The organism is Arcicella sp. GW822-FHT02H01 (assembly GCF_058802005.1).
In genome coordinates, this window is sequence record NZ_JBXANT010000001.1 from 1,752,892 (window position 1) to 1,777,871 (window position 24,980).

25 protein-coding genes and 2 tRNA genes are annotated in these 24,980 nt (G+C 35.2%); 9 read left to right on the plus strand and 18 right to left on the minus strand.

The window, feature by feature from the left end:
* Positions 1-2: 2 nt before the first annotated feature.
* The 4 genes from AC1RNE_RS07440 to greA form a co-directional block, all read right to left on the minus strand.
* Positions 3-1,094: a hybrid sensor histidine kinase/response regulator gene (locus AC1RNE_RS07440; protein WP_492800390.1), complete on the minus strand. Its 1,092-nt coding sequence runs from the start codon at positions 1,092-1,094 to the stop codon at positions 3-5.
* 334 nt (positions 1,095-1,428) lie between these two features.
* On the minus strand, positions 1,429-1,833 hold the full coding sequence (locus tag AC1RNE_RS07445) for a response regulator (RefSeq protein ID WP_492800391.1): 405 nt from the start codon (positions 1,831-1,833) through the stop codon (positions 1,429-1,431).
* Between the two features lie 427 nt (positions 1,834-2,260).
* A complete protein-coding gene (locus AC1RNE_RS07450; protein ID WP_492800392.1) occupies positions 2,261-4,336 on the minus strand; it encodes a BatA domain-containing protein in 2,076 nt (691 codons plus the stop codon).
* Positions 4,337-4,508: 172 nt separating this feature from the next.
* A complete protein-coding gene (gene greA, locus AC1RNE_RS07455; protein WP_492800393.1) occupies positions 4,509-4,982 on the minus strand; it encodes a transcription elongation factor GreA in 474 nt (157 codons plus the stop codon).
* A 506-nt stretch (positions 4,983-5,488) separates the two neighbouring features.
* Here greA and fmt point away from each other — a divergent pair.
* The 5 genes from fmt to AC1RNE_RS07480 all read left to right on the plus strand — a co-directional run bounded on the left by fmt (position 5,489) and on the right by AC1RNE_RS07480 (position 9,039).
* Positions 5,489-6,403 carry a methionyl-tRNA formyltransferase gene (gene fmt, locus AC1RNE_RS07460; protein ID WP_492800394.1) on the plus strand — a complete coding sequence of 305 codons (915 nt, stop codon included), beginning with the start codon at positions 5,489-5,491 and terminating at the stop codon, positions 6,401-6,403.
* A 38-nt stretch (positions 6,404-6,441) separates the two neighbouring features.
* A complete protein-coding gene (locus AC1RNE_RS07465; protein WP_492800395.1) occupies positions 6,442-6,723 on the plus strand; it encodes a hypothetical protein in 282 nt (93 codons plus the stop codon).
* Positions 6,724-7,129: 406 nt separating this feature from the next.
* Positions 7,130-8,299: a DUF6973 domain-containing protein gene (locus AC1RNE_RS07470; RefSeq protein WP_492800396.1), complete on the plus strand. Its 1,170-nt coding sequence runs from the start codon at positions 7,130-7,132 to the stop codon at positions 8,297-8,299.
* A gap of 13 nt (positions 8,300-8,312) precedes the next feature.
* Complete coding sequence (locus AC1RNE_RS07475; protein ID WP_492800397.1) at positions 8,313-8,645, plus strand: hypothetical protein; 333 nt, start codon at positions 8,313-8,315, stop codon at positions 8,643-8,645.
* A 1-nt stretch (position 8,646) separates the two neighbouring features.
* Complete coding sequence (locus tag AC1RNE_RS07480) at positions 8,647-9,039, plus strand: hypothetical protein (protein ID WP_492800398.1); 393 nt, start codon at positions 8,647-8,649, stop codon at positions 9,037-9,039.
* A gap of 83 nt (positions 9,040-9,122) precedes the next feature.
* Here AC1RNE_RS07480 and AC1RNE_RS07485 read toward each other — a convergent pair whose 3' ends face one another.
* Both AC1RNE_RS07485 and AC1RNE_RS07490 read right to left on the minus strand, forming a co-directional pair.
* Positions 9,123-9,563, minus strand: a complete 441-nt coding sequence (locus AC1RNE_RS07485; protein WP_492800399.1) for a hypothetical protein — start codon at positions 9,561-9,563, stop codon at positions 9,123-9,125.
* A 12-nt stretch (positions 9,564-9,575) separates the two neighbouring features.
* Positions 9,576-10,796: a sulfite oxidase gene (locus AC1RNE_RS07490; RefSeq protein ID WP_492800400.1), complete on the minus strand. Its 1,221-nt coding sequence runs from the start codon at positions 10,794-10,796 to the stop codon at positions 9,576-9,578.
* A gap of 190 nt (positions 10,797-10,986) precedes the next feature.
* On the opposite strand from AC1RNE_RS07490, the gene AC1RNE_RS07495 reads away from it, so the two are divergent.
* Complete coding sequence (locus AC1RNE_RS07495; RefSeq protein WP_492800401.1) at positions 10,987-11,820, plus strand: fumarylacetoacetate hydrolase family protein; 834 nt, start codon at positions 10,987-10,989, stop codon at positions 11,818-11,820.
* A gap of 47 nt (positions 11,821-11,867) precedes the next feature.
* On the opposite strand, the gene AC1RNE_RS07500 is transcribed toward AC1RNE_RS07495, so the two are convergent.
* The 9 genes from AC1RNE_RS07500 to AC1RNE_RS07540 all read right to left on the minus strand — a co-directional run bounded on the left by AC1RNE_RS07500 (position 11,868) and on the right by AC1RNE_RS07540 (position 19,473).
* Positions 11,868-12,407 (minus strand): DNA polymerase III subunit psi, encoded by a 540-nt coding sequence (locus tag AC1RNE_RS07500; protein ID WP_492800402.1) that lies wholly within the window; start codon positions 12,405-12,407, stop codon positions 11,868-11,870.
* A 12-nt stretch (positions 12,408-12,419) separates the two neighbouring features.
* A complete protein-coding gene (locus AC1RNE_RS07505; RefSeq protein ID WP_492800403.1) occupies positions 12,420-13,142 on the minus strand; it encodes an alpha/beta fold hydrolase in 723 nt (240 codons plus the stop codon).
* 41 nt (positions 13,143-13,183) lie between these two features.
* On the minus strand, positions 13,184-14,533 hold the full coding sequence (gene eat / locus AC1RNE_RS07510; protein ID WP_492800404.1) for an ethanolamine permease: 1,350 nt from the start codon (positions 14,531-14,533) through the stop codon (positions 13,184-13,186).
* A gap of 233 nt (positions 14,534-14,766) precedes the next feature.
* On the minus strand, positions 14,767-15,909 hold the full coding sequence (locus AC1RNE_RS07515) for a cysteine desulfurase family protein (RefSeq protein WP_492800405.1): 1,143 nt from the start codon (positions 15,907-15,909) through the stop codon (positions 14,767-14,769).
* Between the two features lie 159 nt (positions 15,910-16,068).
* Complete coding sequence (gene glmM, locus AC1RNE_RS07520) at positions 16,069-17,460, minus strand: phosphoglucosamine mutase (protein WP_492800406.1); 1,392 nt, start codon at positions 17,458-17,460, stop codon at positions 16,069-16,071.
* Positions 17,461-17,675: 215 nt separating this feature from the next.
* Positions 17,676-17,746, minus strand: a tRNA-Gln gene (locus tag AC1RNE_RS07525).
* A 69-nt stretch (positions 17,747-17,815) separates the two neighbouring features.
* Positions 17,816-17,886 (minus strand) — tRNA-Gln (locus AC1RNE_RS07530).
* Between the two features lie 174 nt (positions 17,887-18,060).
* On the minus strand, positions 18,061-18,942 hold the full coding sequence (gene fabD / locus AC1RNE_RS07535; RefSeq protein WP_492800407.1) for an ACP S-malonyltransferase: 882 nt from the start codon (positions 18,940-18,942) through the stop codon (positions 18,061-18,063).
* A gap of 111 nt (positions 18,943-19,053) precedes the next feature.
* Entirely contained in the window at positions 19,054-19,473 is a 420-nt protein-coding gene (locus tag AC1RNE_RS07540) for a thiol-disulfide oxidoreductase DCC family protein (protein WP_492800408.1), read from the minus strand.
* A gap of 234 nt (positions 19,474-19,707) precedes the next feature.
* On the opposite strand from AC1RNE_RS07540, the gene AC1RNE_RS07545 reads away from it, so the two are divergent.
* The 3 genes from AC1RNE_RS07545 to AC1RNE_RS07555 all read left to right on the plus strand — a co-directional run bounded on the left by AC1RNE_RS07545 (position 19,708) and on the right by AC1RNE_RS07555 (position 22,522).
* Entirely contained in the window at positions 19,708-20,802 is a 1,095-nt protein-coding gene (locus tag AC1RNE_RS07545) for an MBL fold metallo-hydrolase (RefSeq protein ID WP_492800409.1), read from the plus strand.
* A gap of 144 nt (positions 20,803-20,946) precedes the next feature.
* On the plus strand, positions 20,947-21,567 hold the full coding sequence (locus AC1RNE_RS07550) for a MarC family protein (protein ID WP_492800410.1): 621 nt from the start codon (positions 20,947-20,949) through the stop codon (positions 21,565-21,567).
* Between the two features lie 25 nt (positions 21,568-21,592).
* Positions 21,593-22,522 carry a hydroxypyruvate isomerase family protein gene (locus AC1RNE_RS07555; protein ID WP_492800411.1) on the plus strand — a complete coding sequence of 310 codons (930 nt, stop codon included), beginning with the start codon at positions 21,593-21,595 and terminating at the stop codon, positions 22,520-22,522.
* A 72-nt stretch (positions 22,523-22,594) separates the two neighbouring features.
* On the opposite strand, the gene AC1RNE_RS07560 is transcribed toward AC1RNE_RS07555, so the two are convergent.
* From AC1RNE_RS07560 to AC1RNE_RS07570, 3 genes are read right to left on the minus strand one after another with little or no spacing between them, the layout of a single operon-like run.
* On the minus strand, positions 22,595-23,233 hold the full coding sequence (locus tag AC1RNE_RS07560) for a ribonuclease H1 domain-containing protein (protein WP_492800412.1): 639 nt from the start codon (positions 23,231-23,233) through the stop codon (positions 22,595-22,597).
* A 34-nt stretch (positions 23,234-23,267) separates the two neighbouring features.
* Positions 23,268-23,843, minus strand: coding sequence for a MarC family protein (locus AC1RNE_RS07565; RefSeq protein ID WP_492800413.1), 576 nt, complete (start codon positions 23,841-23,843; stop codon positions 23,268-23,270).
* A gap of 5 nt (positions 23,844-23,848) precedes the next feature.
* Positions 23,849-24,895, minus strand: a complete 1,047-nt coding sequence (locus tag AC1RNE_RS07570) for an aminotransferase class V-fold PLP-dependent enzyme (protein ID WP_492800414.1) — start codon at positions 24,893-24,895, stop codon at positions 23,849-23,851.
* Positions 24,896-24,980: the final 85 nt, after the last annotated feature.

Below are 24,980 nucleotides of genomic sequence, written 5' to 3' on the forward strand. Positions count from 1 at the left end.
TTTTAATCAATTTGTAATGCTGGAATTTTTAAAGTAACCTCAAAAATATTATTGTTTGTTTTCACTTCTAAACTTCCTCGTTGTTTAGTAGCCCATTCCTTTACAATATATAAACCCAACCCAGAACCATTCATATCTTTAGAGTAATGTGCCTGAAAAAAGGGTTTTATTAACGCTGTACTCATAGCATATGAGCCTTTGTAATGGTTTTGTATCTTCAACACAAACATATTATTTTCTGAAAAGGCTTCTGAGTGTATTTCGAATTTAGCATCAGAATATTGAATTACATTTTGAAGTAATTCTGTAAGCATTTGCTCTAGCAATTCTCTGTCACAGCCAAACAAAAAAGAGCTTTCACCTTTAATCTGAATATTAAATTGTGTGCTTGTACTATTCTTTAAGAAATCAAAAATGATTTTCTGTAACTCAGCAATATTCACGTTAGCTTTACTAGTAGCATTTCCCCAAGGGTCAATCCTATGTGCTAATTGATTATACCACAATAACTTACGAGTAACCCTAAGCATTCTTTGTCCAGAAACTTGTATGGCTTTTACAATACTATTCGCATCTTTTAAATCATTTTGGTTAATCATCTCTTCAAGGAGCGTACCAAAATTGATGATGCCATTCAAAGGTGTCAGGTATTCGTGTGTAGAAATTTGGTAAAAAACATCAATAGCATTTTTCCTTGTTTCAATCGCAGCATTTACTTTCTTAGCTGAACTTATCTCTATCCTTGCCTGAATAGTTTCAATTAAATCTTTTGACGAATAGGGCTTTGTTAAAAAGTCGTCTGCTCCAAGATTCATCCCTTTCCTTTTGTCTGTTAAATCCGCTAAACCCGAAAGAAAGATAAAAGGCAAATTAATAAATCCCTTGTCTTGCCTTATTATTCTCAGGACGTCAAATCCATCCATTGAGTCTAGCATGATATCACAAACCACCAAGTCTGGAATAATCTCTTCTATAAGCAAAATTCCCTCTTTGCTACTATTAGCTACAAAACATTCATAGCCATTCAGCGATAAAATTAAACTGGTATTTTCAGCAAGAAGTAAATCGTCTTCAATGAGCACTATCCTAGACATGTCTTTATCGTTTAGTCGGTAGATTATTTCAAATATAAGAGCCTCAATATCTTGATTTTGGCTACCTTATATTTATCACGTTCATAAATTTCAACATTATTCCTACTACATAATACATTAAAAATAAGCAAATTATCAGTCTTTTCATATAAGAAATATATTCTATTCCTCAAAAAAAGGATTATACGTTTGTCTTAAAAATTATTTCAATACAATTTAATGTTTTTATAGTTAAATTTTAGCATATTTTTTTTGAAAACTAGCTATCTTTAAACAAAAATCCCTTTTAGCATTCCTGCTAAAAGGGATTTTTGTTTAAAAACACTTTTTAGTGTTATACAATAGCATTAAAATATTCTTGTGCTTGTAAAATAGCTTCCTGAAGTGCATCTTTACCTACTGGCTTAGAGAGGTATTTAATGATTTCAGCATGGGGAGCATTTTTTCTAAAAACGGTATAATCAGATGCTGAAACGACAATTGTTAATATCTTTTTTTCTTTGAATTCAAAATAGTTATCTACTGTATATTCCAAAAATTCATATCCATCCATCACAGGCATATTTAAATCAAGCAACACAATGATTTTATCATATTCAGTGCGTTTAATCCATTCTATAGCCTCTTGTCCATCTGTAACTTCGTCATAAGGAATATTACAAGACTGTAGATATTTTCGCATCAAAAAGCGATTAAGGTGTTCATCGTCAACGATTAAAGCTATAGAGTTATTTGGCATTTTACTAATGTGTTAGTTCTTACTTGGAATATTGAATCTAGTTATGTTTAAAATGATGACAAGCCAACGCTTTTATGTTAATAAGTAAAATAACTTTATCAAAGTTAATGATACTTCTTGCACTGAATCAGGATATTTGATTGAAATAAAGCTAACAAAAGTCAGTTTTTTTATTCCTAACCTAAAGATTAATTATTCATCTATAAAGACTTTTTGACGAGTCAGATAATGAAATTTATTCAAAAGGTCAACCTCATTTTTTAAAGATAAAACAATCGTGATTACAAATTGTCAAATATTTAAAAAAATATAAAATATTATATAAGTACACTTTTTAATAATATTTTCCCCTAAAAACCTATTCTTTCACTTATGCAAAATTAACATTTGCTAATTCAAAAGCAACTTATTATTGATTTATGAAAAATTATTTCATCATTTTTATGATAACAATCTCCATTAATAAAAAGGCTAATGCGGCTATTAAAAAATACTTCCACAACGATATTCCGAAGTTTTGTTCTTTAAAGGTATCTACTAAATCGGCATCATCTATTTTATCAAAAACCTCAATATTTTTGTTTTTACTAAAAATATTTTTCAATTCATTTACACTATAAAAATCCATGATTGATTCATTATGGTCATGATTGAATGCCAATACTTTCTGTAATTGTCCCTCTAACAACAATTCATAATATCCCGACTCTAGCACTTGGTTATCATTCAATTGATTGGCTTTGGGCAGTTCAATCGTAAGCGTATTACCAACTAAATTCTGTACAGGAATAAATTCCATTTTATTCCTTTTTAGCGTAAACAGCGACTTCCGTCCATTCACATTAGCTTTGACATTATTTAATACGATCGCAATCGTATTAGACTCAAAAGAAAAGGCGGCTTGTTCCTGTATGACGCTCTGAGCCGCTATCTTATACATGATTGGTACAAATAGTGCATTTCGGGCAAACTCGCCATATTGAATAGCTAGAGGTGCCGCTAATAAATATACTTTGCCTTTTTCAACGGGCGAAACCGTTAGGAAAGCTTGATTGTTTCTAAAACTCAATAGCTTGTCTCCAACTGCTTGCCAATTGATTACTGCTTGCTGATTAGGCATTTGCATCATTTCTTTTTGAGTAGAATTATCAAAAATATCTGCAAAGAATAAAGACGACTTGGCAGGTTCAGCCAACGGTGTGGATTCCGTATTAATATTTTTATCCTGAATATTCCGAATATTGAACGCACTTAAAAAAGCATTGTAACTATTCAAATCAGGAGATTGATTAGGAATCACCATTAAGCTCCCTCCTGCCCTTACAAAGTCCGTCAGGGCAGTCTTCATGCTTCCTTCAATACTTTGTAGACCTTCTAAAATAATAAAGTCTACTGTTTTGAAAATCCCAATATCTACGTTAGATGCCCCATAGCTTTTAAAAGCAAAAATGCTATCGTTGGCAAAAACTGCGGGTAAATACTTATCTCCACTGTTTTGACCAAACAAATGTAATACCTTGATTTTGGGAGCAACATTCAACACAAAGAAATAATCATTATCAAAAGTAATGGGCGTATCATCAAAAGAGATATTGGCTTTTTTAAAGCCCTTGCCTTGAATATTGAAAGAGAAGTTACTAACAGTAGACGATTTTGCAGGAATTGTAGCAATGGTAGATGAAACCTGTAAGCCATCAATTAAGAGTTTTACAGGTAGGTTTTCTACTGCTTTCTCGCCTGTATTAAATAGCTTTACCGATAATTGATTTACCTGCATTTCACGCACAAAAGGTGTATTTAACCAAACAGAATCTACAAAAACATTTTGTAGCGCTTTGGCCTGCACAGGGACAACAAAAAGGTGTGAGTTGGAATCTAACGCAAGCTTTGACAGGTTTCCAGCAGTTGATTTTTGAAAATCTGAAAACCAAACATATTGATTACCGCCCTGTGAGTTATGTTTAGATGCAAGGTTTTTTTGTCGATTCAAAACCTGTTCTAACGTACGTGGACTATGCGTAAACTTGATTGAAGTAGTTCGCTCTTTGATTTGCTGAGTATTTCCAATAGCGTGTTCATCGGCAGCGAAATCATTGGTAACTAACTGTAGCTTTGAGCCTTGTGGAAAGGCAAGTAACAACTCTTCGGTTTTACTAATGGCTTTATCCAGATACGTTTTTTTATCCAGCTCGTTTTGCATTGATAGTGAATTATCAATGTATAAGCTCGTTATTCCTCCTATTTTCACCTTGCTCCCACTTTTTGAGGGAATAAATGGCTGGGAAAATGCTAAAACCAATGCTATAATAAAAGCCATTCTAGCGGCCATAATCAATAGGTGCTTTAACCTACGAAATGACGATGTAGTAGTATTGACTGCCCGCAAGAAAGCAACATTCGTGAAGTATACTTTTTTGGTTCTTCTAAAATTAAAAAGGTGAATAATTAAGGGAATCGCTGCGGCTAAAAGTCCCCAAAGAAAAAACGGATATAGAAATTGCATGAAAATGTTCCTTCGTTTTTGTTCAAGTCACAGCCTATTACTACTGAGCCTGAAATTTCATTAATGTATAAAACTACAAAAAAAAGCCATCATTGATTAAATCAACGATGGCTAATTCAAGATTTGTATAACAATCTTTTATAGAAAGATAAAATCAAAGAATAGACAGTGTCTAGCGACTGATTTCAAGAATTTCAAATTCAAGTTTTCCAGCAGGTGCTTGGATTTCTGCCACGTCGCCTACTGATTTACCGAATAGTCCTTTTCCGAAGGGCGATGAATTAGAGATTTTACCCGCTTTCAAGTCTGCTTCCTCTTCCGACACGATGGTATAAACCACTTCCATGCCACTCTTCTTATTCTTGATTTTTACTTTTGATAAAATAGATACTTTAGATGTATCAATGTTAGTCTCGTTCAACACGCGTGCATTGGCAACGATTTCTTCCATTTTAGAAATCTTCAATTCCAACAAACCTTGTGCATCCTTTGCGGCATCGTACTCCGCATTTTCACTAAGATCACCTTTATCACGAGCCTCCGCAATTTGCTTGGCCATATCCGAACGACCCTGCAATTTTAAATATTGCAATTCAGCTTTTAATTCCTCTAACTTCTCTGGAGTATAATACTGTACTTTTCCCATTGTTTTATTTTTTACAAAGTATTAATGTAAACTGACCCAAAACCTTAGCCTAGATTTTTGTCGTTTCTATTCATAACTTCTTTGAGTTGATACAAAAAAAATTACTGACATCGCTGCCAGCAAGTGTTATATCAATTCTGAAAATAATAAACTTCAATTCTTTACAAACAAAAAGAACGGCTTTCGACCGTTCTACAAGATTTTTTATGACCTTTGCAGAAATTTCGAAGCTAATTAACTTTGCTTGATTGAGTCTTTCGTTGCATATTTTACTGAATTGAGTTAGCAAAGATAATAAAACGTATTTCGATTTCAAAGAGAAATTTCAAATTGTGTTTTTTTTAGAAATTTTGTATTCAATTAAAGAAGCGAACAGCTTTGAGCCTTTAGCTATGAGCTAAAAACTATTACAATGAAAATCATTTCTTTCACTGAAATTCATTTTTAAAGGACAATTTTAGCATTCTCAATGCCACATTAATCGTGGTATAAAAAATATTAATCTTATGAAAATAATCTTTATGGGTACTCCCGACTTTGCGGTTGAGAGTTTGAAAACTTTAGTTGAAAATAATTGTAATGTGGTAGCGGTAATTACGGCACCAGATAAACCGATTGGACGTGGATTAAAAATGGGTATGTCGCCTGTAAAAGAATATGTATTAGCCAATGCACCACATATACCAATATTACAACCTGAAAAGTTAAAAAATCCAGATTTCTTAACTGAATTAAAAAGTTATGAAGCCGACCTACAAATAGTAGTGGCTTTTAGAATGTTGCCCGAAGCTGTTTGGACAATGCCACGTTTAGGAACGTTCAATTTACATGGTTCACTTTTACCACAATATCGTGGTGCTGCCCCTATCAACTGGGCGATTATTAATGGCGAGACTGAAACAGGTGTGACTACTTTCTTTTTAAAGCATGAAATAGATACAGGGTCAATCATCTTTCAAGAAAAAGAACCGATTGCTGAGACCGATACCGTGGGCGATGTCTATGTGCGTTTGATGCAGATTGGAGCGAAATTGGTTTTAAAGACTGTGAGAGCGATTGAAGCTGGTAGTTATCCTCAAGAACCCCAAATAGAATCGGATGAAATAAAACACGCTCCTAAGATTTTTAAAGAAACTTGTGAGATTGATTGGACGAAATCTACTAAATCGATTTATGATTTTATCAGAGGGCTATCTCCCTACCCTGCCGCTTGGACAACCTTGAATGGTAAAGTATGTAAAATTTACCGTACCTCAAAAGTAACGGACGAGACTATTCAATTTGAAGAGGCTTATAAAAGTGATGGTAAAAAGTACCTGTATTTTAAATGTGCTGATGGCTATTTAGCCATTGAAGAGCTACAATTAGAAGGGAAAAAACGTATGGGAATTGAGGAGTTTTTAAGGGGGTATAGGTTGTAGTTTGGACTTTAGGATTAAAATACATTATCATCTGCCTTTTGCTTTCAGACTGTATCAAAGATAGCAAAACAGTTACTTATACTTTTGATGCTGCGAAAGATACTTCTTTTATTGTAGAAAGAAGTACGAGTGCTCCTTTTATTTCATTGGACATAATAGGTAATTTATCTGATAGTACAGTAATAATCGTCACTTACTATAAGAGTACTGTACAAGAAGATGCAAGATTGGTTTTACCTTTAGACTCAGGAAGAATAAATATTAAAAATAAAAATAGGATTTTTATGACCATTATGCCAAAATTTCATTCAAACATCTGAACAATAAAAAAAGGAAAGCTAAAGATTAGTACTAGTATGTAAAAACTTGTTAATTCTTCTTGATTATTATCAATGATAGTTCTTGAATTATATTAGATATTGTTGGCCATTTAATGTCATATTTAAGTAATAAATAATTTGATTTATAAATTTGACACTTATATTTGTGGAGTATTGCAATACAAATATAATAATCGTAGAAAATTGAAAGTTAAGGTATAAATATACTTTTAATTGAAAATGATGTACTACAAGATTAATGTATAAATTTATTCAAACGCCTATTTTGCTATAAACAGTTTTTATAAGCGTAGTTTTACACAAACACTTTAGTAAAATCAACAATTATTTTGACATATTAAATGTCTACACTTTATTTTCTACATCATCTATAAACCCTCATTCAATGAAATTAAAAGCTACAATTGTCTACATTTTCAGCATAATTGCACTTCCTGTTATTATTTTTAGTTGCAAAGATAGTATTGACATAGAACACGTTAATACTCAACCTTCGAGCAAAGGTATAAAAGCCTCTAATCAAGAAATTGAAGGTCTTAAAAATTGGTATTCTGATTTGAATAGCTCTAAAAGCTCTCGTGTTTCTACAGATGGTGATTTAAAACAACTTGAGCTTTGGGACAAAGCTTTAAGCTTTAAACAAACTGATAGTGATAATAAACTATTTAGTTTGCCAACCTTGGATTTTTCGGAGGAGGGTAAAACAAAAGTAAAAAAAATATTTCTGACTGAAGTTAATGGTAAAAAAAGTGGATTTAAACTTGAAATCAATAATGAAAACTTAAATAATAAATTGTTTACTGGAACAATTCTCATTATGACTCTTGATGAGAAAGTAAAGAGAGAATACAAGTTTAAAGATAACATACTTGAGAAAAAGCAAAATCTAAGAATGTCTGATCTCAATGGAGGAACATTACCAGAAGTGACAGTTACTGCTTATGTTAATAATAATGGAACTCCCATGCTAATATCATTATTATTTCAACCCTCATCAATGCAACCTACAACATTAAATGCTATGGTTGAACCTTGTGCTGATTGGGGATGTGGTAGTCCCGTAGATCTTGAATATGATATTAACCTAGTAGATGCATTGATTGAAAAGATTAGACAATTATTACTTGAGGAAGCTGGAAAATCACTTAACGCATCTGAAATGGCCGTATTGAGAACAATGAGTACAACTCAGATTTATAGATATTATTTAAATTGTACAAATGCCACTGAAACAACTAGAATGTTATTTCCGAATGCCCCAATTGGTCAAGATAACACAGATCATTCTAATGCTTTTCAGCATACCTATTGGTCAGCACTCCATGCGTTTTATTTTGGTTATAATCTAGCTATTCAATTAACAAATGCTCATGAGGTTGGAAAAAGTGGATGCAATACAGAGATGGATCTCAGAAATAATAGTATTGGAGCTAACTTAGGCTCTTCTTACTCAGGTTTCGGCGTAGATTTAATTTCAATAATTTATAATATGAGTAAAAATGGTCAATTATGGACAGTTGGAGGTCCCAATTGTGTTCAAAAAATACCTTTTTAAACGAGATTTCATCATGAAATATGTTATTATAATAATAATTACTTGTTTTTTTTTACAAAGTTGTATTAAAGAGGGAAAAAAGGTTACTTATACTTTTGATGCTACGAAAGATACTACTTTTGTTGTTGAAAGACATGGGGATGGGCCTTCAATCATTTTAAATATTGATGGCTATTTAAGTGATAGTACAATGATAAGTGTAATATCTGATGACCCTATTATCTTAGATTCAGGGAATGTACATTTACAAGACAAAAGATTAGATTTTTATGACAATCAAGCCACTGTTAGCTTCAAACATTTAAACAATAAAAAAGGAAAACTAAAGATTAGTGCCCGTTTTTAAAATGGTCTTTACTAAAAATAAATATATTATTATCTGTCTTTTACTTTCAGGCTGTATCAAAGAGGGTAAAACAGTTACATATACTTTTGATGCAGCTAAAGATACGTCTTTTATTGTTGAAAGATATGGAGATGGTCCTGCTGTCATCATGAATATTGATGGGTATTTAAGTGATAGTGCCGAGATTTATGTATTTTACCATAACAAAGATTATGAAAAACATAATACAGACACAACTCAAAATATAGGAAGTATAGTTCTTCCCTCTATTTTAAATCCTGGCAAAGTACACATTGCACAATATATTGTTGATTTCTTTCAAGATGAAGCAACTATTAAATATAATCATCGTAACAATAAAAAAGGAAAACTAAAGGTTAGTGCTAGTCTGTAAATTGTTAAGTTAAACTTCTTATCTCTAACGAGGGACTTAAGTCCCTCGTTAGAGATAAATGATTTTGAGAGTGGTATTATTCCTCAACGATTGTCCAATTTATACCACTGTATAGTCTTCAATAATTCACGTCTATTCTGAATCTTTTTAGAAGCCATCTTCGGTGAATAGTATTTCTCTAAATAATCAAGTACTACTTTTTCTGATTCCCCTAAATCCCATAATTTATGGTTCTTCTGCATCCATCTGATTTTATCTTTCCAGCCTTCACGAGTAAATCGATGTTGTTGAATCAATTGAGTATTATGGCAAGCAGTGCACTGTGCTTTTACCATTATCAAATTAGCATCGTTGATTAATCCAGTTTCTGAATCAATCGTCAATGAATCAGATAGGCTATGGTGTTGACTTTGTAGTACTAAGTTTGATGTATTGATGCTGATGTTACTTTCTTCTGATTGTTTGAAGGCAAGAAAAACCATCATTATCGTTCCGACAAATAAATATATGTTGATAACTTTCATCTCGATGTTGGTTTATACGACTTTCACCGCAATTCTGTGACAAGCATTATTCAAATATCCCCCCGGATTCCACTGAGGAATTACCATTGGCTGCGTAATTCCTTTGCTATCGGTTGCCTTTACCCATACTTCAAAGTAGCCCTTTTGTGAAAAATCTAAGACTAAAGACCAATGTTGCCAAGCTAAACGATTTTTAGGAACTTCCAGATTACACTTTTTCCAACTAACACCATAATCAAGCGAAACGGCTACTTCCTTAATGGCTAAATCTCCCGCCCAAGCGTGTCCACGCAAGGTAATCGTTTTTCCTGTATCAATTACAGCGCCCGTTTTAGGGTAAGTAATTAAAGACTTTACAGGCATGGCTTCGATAATTTTAAAATTCTCGGGAATTTCGGCTAATTTCTCTCCTGGTTCAATCGGATTAATCGGTATTCTATAGCTATGCCCACTCATTTTTTCGCCATCATGCTCTTTGTTTCTGACCACAATCTTATCCAACCACTTTCCAGAAACAGAAGCAGGCCAACCACCAATGACTAAGCGTAGGGGAAAACCATGTTCCAAAGGAATATCTTTACCATTTACAGCCCAAGCAATCAAAGTTTCATCTTCCAAGGCTTTTTTAATCGGTACCCCCCTTGAAATAACTGATTTATTAGGCGTTCTGCTCAAATGAATATCTTTTCCGTAATAACCAATATATACGGCATCGTCTTTTAACCCGACATCCGTTAAAATATCCTTCAATCTAACGCCTGTCCACTCTGCACAACTTACTGCCCCTTGGTCCCATTGATTACCCGAAGTTTGTGGAAAATAGCCCGAACGTCCATTTCCTCCACATTCCAATGTAAGCTGATAGGTATAATGTTTAAATTTTTCCTTTAAGTCTTTGAGTTTATAAGTCTTTGAAGTCTTTACCGATTCACCACCAATGGTTAACGTCCAAGTATTAACGTCAATATTGCCTTCTGGCACCAAGCCGTTGTTGCGAATAAACATTTTTTCAACAGGCGTTACTTTATCGTCAAGTAAATGTGGAGGCGTTTCTACGTTCCAAGGTTTATCAGAAAGAATGATTAATTCTTTGTTTTTCCAGTCGGGTAAACCGCCTTCTGCTGGACTTAAAATTGTTGGAGAAGACTTTGCAAAAGGGATGTTGGGAATGACTAATCCCAACAAAGTAGAATAAGTACTTTTCTTTAAAAAATCTCGTCTGTCTTGAATCATTTTTTTATTGTTAATTTGTCTTTCAATAATGTACAAAAAATTAAATCGACATTTTTAGCCAATCAGGTGGTTTGATTCCTCACTACAAAGTTGACTTATTTTAACATACTACAAGCAAGATATTCAGTAAAAATACTATTTCTATCTGCTTTTAGGATTTGAGTCTTCCAAAATAGAAAAAACATTTAATATGAAAATATACAAAACCAAACAAGGAATTATCGTAGAATCGGCTGACAAGTTTTATTTATCTGCTGAAAACAATTGGGATATTTATGTAAATCGTGATGATTTATATGAACAAGTAAGCAAGGAAATCACCTCACTTCCAAGCATTGAATGGGCTGGTAACGACATACTTGCTCCCATCAGTCAACAAGAAATTTGGGCATCTGGCGTAACCTATATGCGTAGCCGTGAAGCCAGAATTGAAGAATCTAAAGATGCGGGCGGTGGAGATTTTTATGCACGCGTATATGATGCAGAACGTCCCGAGATTTTCTTTAAATCATCAGCGAGCCGTTGTGTAGGTACAAATGATTTTGTACGCATCCGTAAAGATTCAGCATGGAATATTCCTGAACCAGAATTGACACTCTTTGCTACTTCAAGTGGAAAAATTGTAGGTTACACCGCAGGGAACGATATGAGTTCAAGAGATATTGAGGGCGAAAACCCTTTGTATTTACCGCAGGCTAAAAGTTACGATAAGGCGGCCGCTATTGGTCCATGTTTGTATGTAACTGATGGAGAAATTAGCCCAGACACGTTGATTTCGCTAGAGATTTTGAGAGATAATGTTTCTCAATTTCAGGGAAGTATTGCGATTAATCGTATGAAACGCCAGCATAATGAATTGATTTCATTCTTATTCAGAGAGATGTCGTTCCCACATGGAGCTTATTTGATGACTGGAACGGGCGTAGTACCACCGAATGAATTTTCGTTAGCCATTGGCGATGTCATAAATATTTCTATCGAAGGTATTGGAACACTTACTAATACTGTAGAGCAGAAAGCGTAAAATTAATTTTTGAGGCTAGATTCTATCAGAACCTAGCCTCAAAAAAACTACAAAAACATCTCCTGCAAAGCCTTCCACAAGGCTTTTTTCTTTTCTACATCGGTATGCAAGTCACTTAATGCATCTGAAAACAAAAACCGAATGCTTTTGATTTCTTTGGTTTGATATGGATTGAGTGGAATTTCAAGCTTTATCTTTTGCAGAGCTACTCCAAAAGTAATAAAATGGCTAATAAGGTTTTGCGAGAAAGCCGTTCTGGCATTCATCTGGCTCAAATCTGCCAAGTGAACTAAATCTATCTGATTAAGATTGAGCTTTACAGCCGTCAAGATTTTAGCCAATAACGCTTGGTCTGCTTCGCTATATTCATCCACCAAAATAACTATTCTGTGATTAGGCACAAAATGCAAAACTTTTACTTCGTCTACCGTAGTAGCAACTTTTACCGCCGTTTTTTCCTCGACTGGTGTTGCAATTGGACTATTTTCAACAGTTATTTCTTCTTTTTGCAAACTTTGTTCAGGAATTACATACAATTGTTCTCCTGCAAAAAGTTGTTGAAAAAGGATGGTATTATTCTCGAGCATTATCTCTTACAATTAACATTTCAATAAAAACTTCCCTACAAATTTCAAACAATCTTCTGGTTCTTCAATCATCCCCATGTGTCCGACTTCATCAAGAATAGAAGATGAGAAAAATTTAGGTATCATAATTTGTGCTTTGGCATCTGCTGGAGCAACACTTTTATCTCTTTCACCAATAATAAACATTACAGGACAACGCAACGACTTCAACACGTGCTTGCGGTCGGGACGGTCGCGCATGGCTTCCATTCCAGCAATAAGAGCCTTGACAGGTAAAGACGAAGAAGCTTCAATGTGTTTTTGGATGATTTCAGGGTGTTTTTTGGCAAAAGCCTCAGCATATAAATTAGGGGTTGAAACTTTGATAAAAGCTTCCGCACCATGCGTTTTTATGAACTCCACATTTTTATTTCTAGCTGCCTTTTTCTCATCTGAATCAGCAAAAGCTGTAGAATGAAAAAGCCCAAGCCCTAATACTTTGTCAGGATATTTTTCGGCAAATGCCAAAGCAATATACCCGCCCATTGAATGCCCAATGATTACACATTTTTCAAAACCGCTTTCGGTAACACTTTTTTCTACAAAATCTGCGTAATCATCAATCGTCTTTAGATTACTCAATCGTGCATATTCTGGAACAATTATATAAAAATCCTTTTGTAAAAAAGGTACATAACCGCTCCAAATGGTAGCATCCTCACCAAAACCATGTAATAATACAACTGCTTTTTTCATAATATTGATACCAGAAGTCAAGTCTAAACACTTGCTTCATTTTATTTAATGATAGTTTTCGGAGCTATTTTTCCTCCAAACTTTAATACGAACCCAAGCAAACACACAATCAAACTTCCAAAAAATAAAATACTTAAATACTGATTATAATACACAATAGCAACCATACATACCAAAGACAACACCAAGGCAATAATAGGAAAATATGGATAAAAAGGAGCAATAAAAGGTCTGTCTAGCTGAGGTTCTTTTTTTCGCAAAGCTAACAAACTTAGCATACTCATGGCATACATTACCACAGCCCCCAAGCCCGACATAATAATGATTTTGTTGGTCGTACCCGTAAAAATAGCAATTGCTCCTACTACACCGCCCGCTATCAATGCCCAGTGGGGCGTTTGATACTTTTTGTTAACAACCGATAAAAATTTAGGCAAATATCCCGCCCGAGCCAACGCAAAGATTTGCCGAGAATAACTAATCGTATTACAATGAAACGAAGCAATCAAGCCAAATAGTCCTAAACTAGCAAACACTTTTGAAAGACTATTGTTTTTTCCTAAGGCCATCGAGAGTGTTTCGGGCAAAGGATAGTCAATATTACTCAATGTTCGCCAATCGCCAACGCCTCCGCTCAGAATCATTACGCCCAAAGCCAATATTACCAAGGTAATGATACTAGAAATATAGGCTTTTGGAATAGTAGTACGGGGTTCTTTCACTTCCTCTGCTACCATGGCTACTCCTTCAATCGCTACAAAAAACCATATTGCAAAAGGTATACCAGCAAAAACACTATCGGCTGTAATAGTAGGCGGATTGTTGGCAATAAAGTTTTCTGTTTTGTAAAAAGGAAAGATAACTGCTATAAAAATGATTAATTCTAAAACCGACAAAATAGTAACAAACAATGAAAATCGGGCAGATTCTTTGATACCGAAAAGGTTTATCGTAATAAATATCACATACATGCTTATTGCCGTAGGTACTACAGGAATAGCTGGATGCAGGAAATTGACATAACTTCCAAGGGCATAGGCAATGGCAGGGGGTGCTAATAAAAAATCTACTAATGTGGCAAAACCTGCAATAAAACCGCCCACTTGACCAAACGCTCTGTTGGCATAATCAAAAGCTCCACCAGCATGAGGAATAGAGGTTGTAAGCTCGGTATAGGAGAAAATAAAGGTAACGTACATTACGGTTACCAACAATGTTGCTATTAAAAAGCCAATTGTTCCAGAGGAAGCCCACCCATAATTCCAGCCAAAGTACTCTCCTGAAATAACAAGTCCTACTGCAATTGCCCACAATTGGGTAGTGTTAATAACTTTTTTAAGGGTTGGCTGATGGTTGTCGGCTGTCGGTTCTCGGCTGTCGATTGTCTGCATAAGTTTATAGGATTAATAAGGATTAAAATGCTGATGAATTGATAATGCTATATATTTTAAATTAAGACGAAATCCACAAACGCTACTAAAACCCATTCCAAAAAACCCAAACACTAAAAAAACTGATAGTCGAATTCCGACGACTTTCAGCCTTTTTCAAATTCGCTAATAAACAAATATACAAAAGGCTCAGAGAATCTCTGAGCCTTTTGTATTAAATTCTAAATTGACAGCTACGCTGTTACTTTGAGTATACTTACTAATTTGTCTACTACGTAATCAATCTCTTCTATGGTATTATACTTTGAAAACGAGAACCTAACTGATGGTCTTTCAGGCGAAACATTCAAGGCTGTTAATACATGCGAGCCAATATCTGAGCCACTCGTACAGGCACTTCCGCCTGATGCTGATATTTTATTAATGTCTAAATTGAACAAGAACATATCTGCTTCTTCAGATGGTGGGAAGCTTACATTTAGCACCGTGTAAAGACTTCTCTCTAAATTGTCAGAGTCCCCATTGAATTCAATATCATCTAATTCACTGCTCAATCTAGCTATCATTCTAGCTTTCAGCATTTCAATATGCTTTCTGTGTTCGTCCATGTCCGCATAGGCAATTTCTAGCGCTTTAGCCAACCCTACGATACCATATACATTTTCGGTTCCTCCGCGCATATTTCTTTCTTGCGAACCGCCATGAATAAAGGGAGATATTTTGCTCTTGGCATTGATGTACAAAAAGCCAATGCCTTTAGGGCCATGAAATTTATGAGCTGCACCTACCATGAAATCAATTTTCATTTGTTGTAAATCATGGCGATAATGCCCCATTGTTTGTACGGTATCTGAATGAAAAATAGCGCCATAGTCTTCACACAATTGTCCAACCACTGCTAAATCCAACAAATTACCGATTTCATTATTTCCATGCATCAACGAAACCAATGTCTTCGGGTTATCACGTAGTAATTCCTCTAAATGCTTTAAATCTACATGACCTTTTGTATCTAATTCAACATAACTTAGCTTGATTTTCCCTTTTTTAGCCATGTATTCCAATGTATGAAGTACGGCATGGTGCTCAATGGGTGAAGTAATGGCATGAGTGATGCCGAAATCTTCAATAGAACGGACGATAGCAGTGTTGTCTGCCTCTGTTCCACCAGAGGTAAAAAAAATTTCCGCAGGCGAAGTATTTAATAATCCTGCAATCGTTTTTCTAGCACGCTCAATGGTATTACGAACTTCACGTCCGTGTGTATGGATAGATGATGGATTTCCAAAATTAGATTCCATCATGGGTAACATAGCTTCGATTACTGCTTTGTCCATTGGAGTGGTGGCAGCATTATCTAAATAAATTCTATTCATTGAATTAATTTGGAGATTAATGAAGTGTTTTGGCTTTGATGATAAACAAAATTCTTTTAAAAGTCTATCACTTCTGTATAACAAATGGGTATTATTGAAAACTAAAAATGTCAGACAAACTGCCTGACATTCTTTTAACAAGTATTTATCTTTTTGAGTTTATCTTGAAGAAACTACTTCCTTAATATCACTCATCAATTTCTTAGCTAAATTATCAGCTTTGGTGATTGAATCTGATTCAGAATATATTCTGATAATAGGTTCAGTATTCGATTTTCTTAAATGAACCCACTCTTTATCAAATTCAATTTTTACGCCATCAATCGCATTGATTGGGTTTTTAGCATACTTTTTCTGAATAGCTTCCAACACTCCATCTACATCAATATCTGGCGTAAGTTCAATTTTATTTTTTGAAATATAGTATTCAGGGTAGCCTTTTCTCATTACTGAGATTCGCTTGCCTGATTTAGCTAAATGTGTCAAAAACAAAGCAATACCAACTAGAGCATCACGCCCATAGTGTAATTCTGGATAGATAATACCGCCATTACCTTCGCCACCGATTACAGCCTTAGCAGATTTTATCAAGGTAACTACGTTCACTTCTCCAACGGCCGAAGCATAATATTTACCGCCAGCTTTCTCTGTTACATCACGTAAAGCACGTGTTGAAGAAAGGTTTGATACCGAGTTTCCTTTATGATTCTGTAAAATATAATCTGCCACTGCTACTAAGGTATATTCTTCTCCAAATGGCGAACCGTCTTCACACATAAAGCACAGTCTGTCTACATCTGGGTCAACTACTATCCCTAAATCAAATTTACCCTTTTCAATAGCCTTGGTAATATCGGTTAAATTTTCAGGGAGCGGTTCTGGATTGTGTGCAAAATGCCCTGTAGGTTCACAGTGTAACTTTGTAATTTGCGTTACGCCTAATGCTTCAAGCAACATTGGTACAGCTATCCCACCTGATGAGTTTACAGCATCAACAATTACTTTAAAGTTTTTATTTTTGATAGCTTCTACATCTACTAATGGTAAAGCCAAAATCAAATCAATATGCTTTTGAAGCCAAGTGTCGTCTTGGGTATAGCTACCTAATTTCTTGACGTCCACAAAATCAAAATCTTCATTTTCAGCAATAAGAAGCATTTCTTCTCCATCATTGCCAGAAATAAATTCACCTGCAGCATTCAATAACTTTAAGGCATTCCATTGAATAGGGTTATGGCTTGCCGTTAAAATAATACCTCCTGCGGCATTTTCGGCAGGTACGGCCATTTCGACGGTTGGTGTTGTAGAAAGTCCTAAATCAAGTACACTTAATCCTAAACTTTGAAGTGTACCTACTACCAATTTAGAAACCATGTCTCCAGAAAGACGAGCATCACGTCCAAGTACAATCTTAAGTGTCTCAGGTTTTCTTCTTTTTAACCAAGTGCCGAAAGCTGCTGTAAATTTAACAACGTCTAAAGGTGTTAAGGATTCTCCTGCTTTTCCGCCGATAGTCCCTCTGATGCCTGATATTGATTTGATTAGTGTCAATTGCTTAATAAAATTTTTAAAGATCGTTTAATTTTCAAAAACTAAAGTTAAATATAAAAATGCTTGTCTGCTATGATAAACCTAAATTGTATCAATTTAATTGTGCATAAATTTATCTGGCGGTATTATTTAAGTTTGTTTAACGATATTTTGGTACGTGTACGAAATGATATTAACATAAAAGCCTTCAAACTAAATAGCTTGAAGGCTTTTTGTTAACCGACATGGATTCGAACCATGAATGACGGTACCAAAAACCGTAGTGTTACCATTACACCATCGGTCAATATAATTCTTTTGTGAGTTGACTTGTTAATTAAAAATCTCTCGAAACAATTGTTTCAAGAGATTTTTGTTAACCGACATGGATTCGAACCATGAATGACGGTACCAAAAACCGTAGTGTTACCATTACACCATCGGTCAATCACATTTGAATTGTGGTGCAAAATTAGTCGTATAATTCGGCTTTGTCAAGTCATTTTTTCAAAAAATAAAAAAATGACTTGACAAAATTTTATAAGTTATTGACTAATTGACCTTTATATTTCAAAAAAAACATCATTCCGACCTTACTATTGGTGGTAGAAGTAAGCTATTTTAAACAGCTACACCACTAGTTTCAACAGTTGGAGCAATCTTTTTCACTAGTCCTTGTAATACTTTACCTGGGCCACACTCTACAAAAACTGTAGCACCATCTTCAACCATATTACGAACTGATTGTGTCCAACGAACAGCACCAGTCAACTGCGAAATAAGGTTAGCCTTAATGGTTTCAACATCCGTTGAAGGCTGAGCATTTACATTTTGATAAATAGGGCAAGTAGGCTGTGCAAAAGGTGTTGCCTCGATAGCAGCAGCTAATTCTTCACGAGCAGACTCCATCAATGGAGAGTGGAATGCACCACCTACAGGCAACAATAAAACACGCTTCGCTCCTGCTTCTTTTAGTTTTTCACCTGCTTGAGCAACGCCCTCGTTTGAACCCGAAATCACTACCTGACCTGGGCAGTTATAGTTAGCCGCTACCACTACTTCATCCGTAATAGAAGCACAAATTTCTTCAATTACTTCGTCTGATAAGTTTAAAACCGCTGCCATAGTCGAAGGATTGTTTTCACAGGCTTTTTGCATGGCTAACGCACGTGCAGAAACCAATTTCAAGCCATCTTCAAAGCTCAATGCTCCTGTAGCTACTAATGCCGAGAACTCTCCTAATGAGTGTCCCGCTACCATTTCTGGGTTAAAATCTGCTGTTTCTTTGGCTAAAATAACTGAATGCAAGAAAATAGCTGGTTGAGTAACTTTGGTTTGTTTAAGCTCCTCGTCTGTACCTTCAAACATAATATCTGTAATACGAAAACCTAAAATTTCGTTTGCTTGCTCGAATAATGCCTTGGCTGATGCTGAATTATCATAAAGGTCTTTACCCATGCCCTTGAATTGAGAGCCTTGACCCGGGAAAACGTATGCTTTCATTTTAATAATTAAATGAATGTGAGTAAAATAAGTAAAAGAGCATAGTATCTCTATTGCTCTTGTGCTAAAGTCCGCAAAATTAACTATTCAATTCAACTATTTACTATCCGTTCAGAGAAATCTTTCTTTTAACTCAGGCGTTGGCATTCGGCAAGAATCTGATTTTCCAAAAATTTTATAGCGATTCTTGGCTATCAAATCATAAAAAAAATCGAGGATTGAACTCGGTAATACGCTAAAAAGAGACAAATACTTCCAAAAACCGCATAAATCTTTGGCAATTTCTAACGCTGCTTCTGATTTGGTGAATATTCTATTATTTTTCAATAAAATTATCGAATCAAAATCTATTGTATTTCTTTGATATTTTTGCAAAACGGCATTTCCTAACTCAGATTGCAACGAAGCAAATTTGAAACGCTTGTTGGGGTCATGGTCAATCACAAAATTGATTGAAGCATTGCAAAAATTACAAACGCCATCAAATAATATCACTTGCTGGCCTTTGATTAATTCATCTATATTTTCCATTTAAAATCAATTATTAATCTCAGATAATTCCTCTTACTAGTTAAACAAAAATATTGGCATAAAAGTCTTCTTATTTAAGAATATAGCAATAGATTGTATTAACTGCTTTAGTAATGATGTTTGGATTGACGAATACCAGCAGAAATGAACAAAATCAGCAAGAATAGGTGTTAGCAAGGTAATTGTTCAAATAACTACTCATTAAAAGTGATCCTAACATATTTACGCAAAATTATGCTACTAATTATCCTTGTTTTTGCCTTTCTCGGAATGGGCTTGTATGTCTTTATGCAACAAAAAGTTTTCGGCAAAGACCCCTCAGGCGCTCGCCTAGCTCGTATTGAAAAGTCACCTAATTATTCAAATGGATCATTTCAAAACCTCTCGCTTACTGAAGTAATGCCAAAGGATGCTTCCTATTGGGGATTGCTTAACGATTTTTTGAATAAGCCCAAAACAGTTGAACCAGATGATGTCCTTCCTTCTATCAAAACTGATTTAAAAACATTAGCTTCTGAGAAGCCAACCATCGTTTGGTTTGGTCACTCTTCCTACTTAATCAAATCAAAAAAAACCACGGTTTTAGTAGACCCTGTGTTTAGTGGAGCAGCCTCTCCTGTTTCCTTTTTTGGAAAAGCTTTCAAAGGTGCTGATGTATACAACGTCGAAGATTTTCCTGAAATCGATATGTTGGTACTTTCACATGACCATTACGACCACTTGGACTATGTGACCATCAGTAAATTAATCCCCAAAGTAAAGAAATTCTATACCGCTTTAGGAGTAGGTGCGCATTTGGAAGAATGGGGAGTAAATCCTGAAAACATTGTCGAGTTCGATTGGTGGGAAGGTAAAAAGATTAATGATGCATTAGAGATTACTTCAACCCCTGCAAGACATTTTTCGGGACGAGGTTTTACCCGTGGCAAGACCCTTTGGTCTTCTTTTGTTTTGAAAATTGATGGTTACAGCATTTTTATTGGGGGAGATTCTGGCTATGACCATCACTTCAAAACCATCGGAGAAAAATTTGGACCATTTGATATTGCCTTATTAGAGAACGGTCAGTATGGCAAAGATTGGCCATTGATACATACCTCACCAGAAGAAACGGCCAAAGTAGCCATAGAATTGAACACCAAAGTATTGATGCCAGTACATTGGGCAAAATTTGCCTTGGGTTATCACCCTTGGGACGAGCCTATCAATCGTTTAGTAAAAAGCTTAGAGCATTCAGATATTACACTAACAACCCCTCTTATTGGCGAACCCGTTGTCCTAGACAGCATATATCCCCACAAAGTATGGTGGAATTTTAAAAAGCCATAGTCCTATAAGTACGGGCATATTTTCTATTTAGCATGAGTATATTTGAACAGTAGCAACTTAAAGAAATACGTGGTTCAACAAATATATCAGGTCTAAAATAGCGTAAAACCTTACTAAATCTCTTTTTTGAAGCGATACAATTTTATGACAGATATAATCAATGACTTTCTAAAATCTTTTGTGCTGATTTTTGCTGTAATTGACCCCGTTGGTTCAATCCCAATTTACTTAGATGCTACCAGTAAATACAGTGATAAAACGAAGAAAAAAATAGCTATCAGGGCATCATTGATAGCGGCATTGGTGCTTATCTTTTTTATCGTGATAGGTCAAATCTTATTAGAAGCCATGCACATTTCGCTGGCAGCTTTTCAGGTTTCTGGTGGAGTAGTTTTATTTTTATTTTCGTTATCGATGATTTTTGGTCATGGCAAATCAAATGAAAAGCTAGACAAAGTGGAAGACTATAAGCATGTTGCCGTTTTTCCGATTGCCATTCCATCCATTGCTTCGCCAGGGGCTATTATGGCCGTTGTTTTATTAACAGACAACCATCGCTTTACGGTCTCTCAACAATTTTTAACCACTTTAGTCGTAATATTTACACTACTGGTTACGATGTTTTTGTTGCTTTTGGCAAAGAGTATTCAAGATAAAATTGGGCAAATTGGCATATTAGTCATTACCAAAGTAATGGGGCTAGTCTTAGCAGCTTTCGCAGTAGAAAGTATTTTAGCGGGTGTAAAAAATTACTTTAAAATCTAAATATTACTCAAAATTAATTTAAACTATGAAAAGAAGAGATTTTACAAAAAACATCATTGCTGGCACAGGCTTAGCGACGTTGCCTACTTTGGCAAAATCGGCTGAAAAAGTAAATGTAGCTAGCCCTCAACCCGTATTTAAATTAAAATATGCTCCGCACTTTGGGATGTTCCAAAATTCGGCTGGCAAAGATGAAATTGACCAATTGAAGTTTATGCACGAGATGGGATTCCGTGCTTTAGAAGATAATGGAATGATGGGTAGAACCCCAGAATTGCAAAAGAAAATAGGCGACACTATGGCTAAGTTGGATATGGCTATGGGTGTTTTTGTGATTGATGGTGGCGACAACTGGAAAACATCTTTAACCACAGGCAAACAAGAATTTAAGGATGTTTTTTTGAAAACCTGCAAAAATGCCGTAGAAGTAGCCAAACGCTGTAATGCAAAATACATGACGATTGTTCCGGGTTATTTTGAACGCAACTTACCGATAGGTGTACAAACGGGGAATGTAATTGATGCTTTTAGAAGAGGTGCCGAGATTTTTGAGCCACATGGTTTGGTGATGGTGATGGAACCACTTTCTGATAATGCTGATTTATTCCTTCGTAATTCAGACCAATCTTATATGATTTGCAAGGCTGTGAATAGCCCATCTTGTAAAATTTTATTCGATATGTGGCACATGCAACGCAACGAAGGACGCATGACACAACACATGGATTGGGTTTGGGATGAAATTGCTTATTTCCAGATTGGTGATGAACCTGGTAGAAAAGAACCTACTACAGGCGAAGTGAATTATAAGTTTTTGTTCAAACACATTAACGAAAAAGCCAAAGCAACCAATAGAGGTGAATTCATTTTAGGAATGGAACATGGCAATTCTATCGGTGGAAAAGAAGGAGAAATGAAGTTGATTGAAGCATATCGTGCTTCAGATTTAGCTTAAATATATCCCTTCATCACTAGCGACTTAAGTCCCTCGCTAGTGATGAAGATTAAAACTTAGCATCGACTAACCTTACTTCCTACCATAATCAGCAGGGTTTTCGCCCCAAAATTCAGTTTCCCATTTAAGGATTTTATTAGGGTATTGATTATTTTTTAACCAAAGCACTCCTCTTTCCATCAACTGAAATAGTTCTTCATTTTTAGCATTCCGCTCTAGTTTCGTTTTTACAGCTTTGTTCTTTACCCAACTAATCGCTGTTTTTGAATCTGAATAAATGGGTAAAGTTGAATGATGCTTTTGCAAAAAAGCTAATCCATGAACGATGGCTAAAAATTCACCAATGTTTACTGTACCTTCTGGAAAAGGCCCCATCGAAAACAATACTCGTTTTGTACCTGTTTCTACGCCCTGATATTCTAACTTCCCCGGATTACCCGCACAGGCAGCATCTACAGAAATGCTTTCAGCAATGGGTTTTCCAACCAATGCCGACGACTTGCTCGACTTACCTGTAGCACCACTTTGTGTTTTTTGTACAGATTGCCAATAATTACCTTTGAAGGCATCGTCTGCCTCTTTTCTACTTTCAAAAGATTTATATTGAGCGGTCTCAAAACCTTTTACTTGTTCCTCTGCCTCTGCCCAAGTTTCAAAAACGCCCGTTTTTCGTCCTTTCCAGACTACATAAAATTTTGCTTTCTTTGCCAATGTTAATAGATTCTTTTAATGTCGTCAAAAAAAATTATCCAATTCTTGACTTAATTATTTTAATTGAGATAGCTAAGAGAATTACGCCAAATACCTTTCTCAGCACGTTAGCACCTACTTGTCCTAAACGGTTTTCAATCCATTGTGAAGCCCTCAAAACAGTGTAGATAAATACAAGATTTAGTAAAATGCCGACTAGAATATTGATTTCATCAAACTGAGATTTCAAGGAAAGAATAGTAGTCATTGTTCCTGCCCCAGCAATTACTGGAAAAGCCAATGGCACAATCGAAGCCGCTTTGGCTCCTCCTGTCGATTCCTCTGATTTGAAAATACTTCTACCGAGCGTCATTTCCAATCCTATCAAGAAAATGATTAAAGCCCCAGCAATAGCAAAGGAGTTGATATCAACACCAAAAAGGTTGAGGATTGACTTTCCGACATATAAGAAGCCGACCATAATTCCCCCTGAAACCAAGGTAGCTTGTTCAGCATGAATATCGCCTGTTTTTCTACGAATATCAATAATGACAGGAATTGAGCCTAGAATATCAATGACCGAAAAAAGAATGAGTGAAACCGAAATGATTTCTTTAAAATTTAATTCCATCTATTTTAATATAAAATTTCTTTTAGTTTACTAATTTCAAATGCTTCAATTGCTGGAAAATTAGCAATCCTAAAAGTTGTATTTTTCCAAGTACCGTAGCCATTCCCCAACGTTATCCCTGCTATTTTAGTTCGCTCTTTTATCGCTTTAATTTGCTGTTCTGTTCCTTGGATAGCAATTACAGTATCTGACTGTATATCAATATTTTGCACTAAACAATTTACACCAAATTTATCAGTATCATTGAAGAAATTATACCAATCTTTTGCTTGTTTTTTTATTTTTCTTGAAATGTCAGAAATATCTGAAATATCACTTAAAACTTTATTCAATAAATAGATACTTAGTACATTTGGCGTATAATGAGTCTGATATTTAGCAAAATTTTCTTGCATAAATAGCAGACTATTGTAATATTTTCTATCATTAATTTGCTCGGCTTTTTGCAAAGCTTTCGGCGAGCAAATCATAATGCCCATCCCCGCAGGCAAGCCTAAACATTTTTGGACTGATGCAAACCAGACATCACCGTTGTGCCAGTCTAATTTAATTCCTCCTAAGGATGACGTAACATCTACTGCAATCATACTCTCTGGAAAAGCCTTTCGGAAAGGACTGAAATCTCTGATTTGTGTACCGTTTGATGTTTCATTTTGCGTCAAACAAAGTACTTCTATCTCAGCATTCAATGCCAAATTTACCGATGGTTTTTCTTCTACAGCAAATGATATTCTATCTACATTCTTTACTATTTTACTACTATAATCTGCCCATTTCTCTCCAAAAGCGCCATTGTAAAAATGCGTTGAGCTTTTTGAAGTAAGCGACTGGGCGATTATCTCCCAAGCCTCTGTTGCCGAAGAAACAAAGTAAATGCTATAATCGGGAGGAATATTCAATTTTTCATGCAAAAGCTGAATGGCACTTTTTGTAATTTCCATACATTCAGCACTGCGATGATTGATACTCAAAACGCCTTCCTCAAAAGCCTCTTGCATATATCTAGCTACTTGGGGATATACTTTTGAAGGTCCAGGATAAAAAGTAATCATTGACTTAATGTTAGTCGAAATCGGCTAACTGTTAACGGTGTTGATATAGTATTAGCCGTGATTTTTATGATGATGCCTCACGCCT